This is a genomic window from Phenylobacterium sp. (assembly GCF_036263695.1).
Lineage (GTDB): Bacteria > Pseudomonadota > Alphaproteobacteria > Caulobacterales > Caulobacteraceae > Phenylobacterium.
The window spans coordinates 1-3,712 of the sequence record NZ_DATAGM010000271.1; the positions used below are offsets into that span (position 1 = coordinate 1).

Genomic DNA, 3,712 nt, shown 5'->3' on the forward strand with positions numbered 1-3,712 from the left:
TACCGTCCCGCCAGCTATCCCCCGGGCTCGGTCGGCGGCCATCCCGGCGAGCGCGGCGAATGGGGCGAACGCGGCGAGCGCGGTGAATGGGGCGAGCGCGGCGAGCGCGGCCACTACGGCCACAAGAAGCGCAGCATCTTCGACATCTTCGACTGAGCGCGCTCAGCGGACGGCGACGATCTCCACCTCGGCGCCGTTCACCAGGGCGACATCGCCGACGCTCTTGCCCATGAGCGCGCGGGCCAGGGGCGAGACGTAGGAGACGCTGCCCTTGGCGGGGTCGGCCTCGTCCTCGCCGACGATGCGGAAAGCCTGACGGCGGCCGTCCTCCCGCTCGAACTCCACCGTGCGGCCGAACTGAACGACCTCGCCCTCGCTGGCCGTCTCGGTGAGCTGGGCGGAGGCGCGGCGGGCGGACCAGTAGCGCAGGTCGCGCGTGGCCCGGGCCATCGCCGTGCGGTCCGCGCTGACGTCGCCCAGGGCCTGCGCCGCCGCGTAGGCGGCGCGGGCGGCGGCCAGCTCGGCCTCGATGGCGGCTAAGCCGGAGGCGGTGACCAGGTTCGGATGCGGCGAGATCGGACGGTCGGGCAGGTCGGCGGCCTGCGCCTCGTAGTCCTCTTCGCGGGTGAAGGCGACGCTCATAGGGAGTCCATCTGGGGAGGCGCGCGGGCCGGCGAAAGGGCCTGCGAAAGGGCCTTTCCTGCTGAACCGGACGGCCCGCCGCGCGTAACCGTCGCGGACGCGAAAGGCCGCCTGTGTTTGAATTCTCCAGCTACCACGTGCTGCTGGCCGCGCTCGGGGTGGCGATCATCCTGGCCTACTGGCTGCCGAGGTTCGTCTCCGGGCGCGAGCCCGCCGCCTCGGCCCTGCTGATCGGGCTGGGCTGGCTGATCTTCGGCTGGATTCCGGGAATGCCGGAGGCCATCAGCCCCATCGACTCGCCCAAGCCTTGGGAGGTGGTCAGCGAGCTGTGCGTCATCGCCGGCCTGTTCGGCGTCGGCTTGCGGATCGACAATCTGGCCAACCTCGCCCGTTGGCGGCCAACCGCGCGGCTGCTGGTGATCGCCATGCCCCTGACCATACTGGGGGTGGCGCTGCTCGGGTGGAGCGTCGCCGGCATGACGCTGGGCGGGGCGCTGCTGCTGGCGTCGGTGCTCTCGCCCACCGACCCGGTCCTGGCCGGCGACGTGCAGGTGGGCCGGCCCACCGAGGGCGGCGAGCACCCGCTGCGCTTCACCCTGACGACTGAGGCGGGCCTGAACGACGGCCTGGCTTTCCCCTTCGTCTATCTCAGCCTGGCTATCGCCGGGGCGAGCGCCCTGACGCCGGAGCTGTTCGCCGAGTGGGCGTGGCGGGACGTCGCCTACAGGGTCGTGGTGGGCGCCCTGGGTGGCGTCGCCGTCGGCTGGGCGCTCGGCAAGGTGCTGTTCGAGTTTCCCAAGGAGAACTGCCTGGCCAAGACCGAGGCCGGGGTCTTCGCCCTGGCCGGCGTATTCGTGGCCTATGGCCTGACCGAACTCGCCGAGGGCTACGGCTTCATCGCCGCCTTCGTCTCGGGGCTCACGCTGAGACGGGTCGAGTCGGACCACGAATTCCACGTCCGGCTGCACGACTTCTCGGAGACCATTGAGCATGCGCTGACCGCCATGCTGCTGATCGGCCTGGGCGCGGCCATGCCGGCGCTGCTCAGCCATCTCGACCTGCAGGGCGCCGCCATCGCTCTGGGTCTCATCCTGGTGGTGCGGCCGCTGGTCGGCTGGATCAGCCTGGCCGGTCTGAAGATGCCCAAGCGCGAGCGGCTGGTTGTGGCCGCGTACGGGGTCCGGGGCGTCGGGTCGGTGTACTACCTGAGCTACGCCGGCAGCCACATGGCCCTGGTGAACGAGGCCCAGCTGTGGGCGATCACCGCCTTCGCCATCCTCGTCTCCACTGTGCTGCACGGCTTCTCCGCATCGGTCGCGGTGGAACGCGCCACCGGCGAGGAGCAGGGCTCCGGCTAATCCTTAAGTGGCCGCTTGACCAACGGCTGCGGCCTCGATACTTAAGTGCATGCTTGAGTATCGACCCGTCGACGCCAGTCTCCGCGCCCTCGCCGAGCCCACCCGGCGGGCCATCGTGGAGCGGCTGAGCGAGGGGCCGGCGTCGGTCAGCGAACTGGCCCGACCGCTTCAGATCAGCCTGGCCGCGGTGGTCCAGCACATCCAGTTGCTGGAGGAGACCGGCCTCGTCGCCACCGAGAAGGTGGGGCGGACGAGGACATGCCGCATTCGCCCTGAAGGCCTCGACGCCCTGGCCGACTGGGTCGCCGAACGCCGGCGATTCGTCGCGCGCCGCTACGACCGTCTCGCCGAGCTGCTGGACGAGGACAATCCCGATCCATCGGAGAAGAAGAAATGAGGACCGACGTCATGACCGAACCGTCCAAGGTGATCCACGGCAGCTTTACCGTGGAGCGGACCTACAAGCACGCCCCGTCCAAGGTGTTCCTCGCCCACGCCGACACCGCCACCAAGCGGCGCTGGTTCATCGAGGGGGAGGGCTGGGAGGTGTTCGAGCACCGCAACGACTTCCGGGTCGGCGGCGAGGAGTTCTCCCGGTTCCGCTTCGGTGACGGGCCGGAGATGACCAACGTCACCCAGTACCAGGACATCGTGCCCGACCGGCGGATCGTGATCAGCTACCGGATGACGGTGGCCGGCGTGAACATCTCGGTCTCACTGGCGACCATCCAGATCGACCCGGTCCCCGACGGCTGCCGCCTCACCTACACCGAGCAGGGCGCCTATTTCGACGAGCCCAACGCGCTAGCCATGCGCGAGGAAGGCTGCCGGGAACTGCTGGAGGCCTTGGCCCGGGAACTGGACGGGGCGGCCTAGCTCACCCGCGCCTCGACTACGACCTGCAATCGCCCTTGCCCCCGTCCAGGCCGGCGAGCCTAATCGGGCCATGTTCGAGGGGTTTGAGCTCTTGCAGGTCGATGTCGGCGAGGCGCGGCTGCGCGTGCGCCGGGGCGGAAGCGGGCCGCCGCTGCTGCTGCTGCACGGCTGGCCGCAGACGCACATGATGTGGGGCAGGATCGCCGGCGACCTCGCCCGCGACTTCACCGTGATCGCGCCGGACCTGCGCGGCTACGGCGAGAGCACCGGGCCGGAGACCACCGCGGACCACGCACCCTATTCCAAGCGCGCCATGGGCCGCGACATGCTGGCCTTGATGCGCCGTTTCGGGCTCGAGCGGTTCGACCTCGCCGGTCACGACCGCGGCGGGCGCGTCGCCTACCGGTTGGCGCTGGACCACCCCGAGGCGGTGGCGCGGCTCGCCGTCCTCGACATCGTCCCGACCTTCGAGGTCTACAGCCGGGCCGACATGGCCATGGGGATCGGCTACTGGCACTGGTTCTTCCTCGTCCAGCCGCATCCGTTTCCGGAGCGGATCATCGACGCCAACGCTGACTGGTTCTTCTTCCGCGGCGGGCGCGGCCCCTTCGATCCCGAAGCGCTGGAGGACTACCAGCGGGCGGGACGCAAGGCCTCGGTGATCCACGCCATGTGCGAGGACTACCGCGCCGGCGCGACCTACGACTTTGAAGCGGACAGGGCCGACCGCGAGGCGGGGCGGAAGATCGCGATCCCGACCCTGGTCCTCTGGGGCGCCAAGGGCGCGCTGCCCCGCTGGTACGACGTGATGGCGATCTGGCGCGACTGGGCCGGCG

Annotated in this window: 5 protein-coding genes; 4 read left to right on the forward strand and 1 reads right to left on the reverse strand. The window is 70.2% G+C overall.

Annotation, left to right across the window (positions count from 1 at the left end):
• Nucleotides 1-162: 162 nt before the first annotated feature.
• Nucleotides 163-642, reverse strand: a complete 480-nt coding sequence (gene greA, locus VHK87_RS10945; protein WP_329634931.1) for a transcription elongation factor GreA — start codon at nucleotides 640-642, stop codon at nucleotides 163-165.
• A gap of 113 nt (nucleotides 643-755) precedes the next feature.
• On the opposite strand from greA, the gene VHK87_RS10950 reads away from it, so the two are divergent.
• The 4 genes from VHK87_RS10950 to VHK87_RS10965 all read left to right on the forward strand — a co-directional run.
• Entirely contained in the window at nucleotides 756-2,000 is a 1,245-nt protein-coding gene (locus VHK87_RS10950; RefSeq protein WP_329634932.1) for a cation:proton antiporter, read from the forward strand.
• A 49-nt stretch (nucleotides 2,001-2,049) separates the two neighbouring features.
• Nucleotides 2,050-2,397 carry a metalloregulator ArsR/SmtB family transcription factor gene (locus VHK87_RS10955; protein WP_329634933.1) on the forward strand — a complete coding sequence of 116 codons (348 nt, stop codon included), beginning with the start codon at nucleotides 2,050-2,052 and terminating at the stop codon, nucleotides 2,395-2,397.
• Complete coding sequence (locus tag VHK87_RS10960) at nucleotides 2,394-2,876, forward strand: SRPBCC family protein (protein WP_329634934.1); 483 nt, start codon at nucleotides 2,394-2,396, stop codon at nucleotides 2,874-2,876. Before VHK87_RS10955 ends, VHK87_RS10960 begins: the two co-directional genes overlap by 4 nt.
• A gap of 70 nt (nucleotides 2,877-2,946) precedes the next feature.
• The coding region (locus VHK87_RS10965) for an alpha/beta hydrolase (protein ID WP_329634935.1) at nucleotides 2,947-3,712 on the forward strand (766 nt) is incomplete at its 3' end.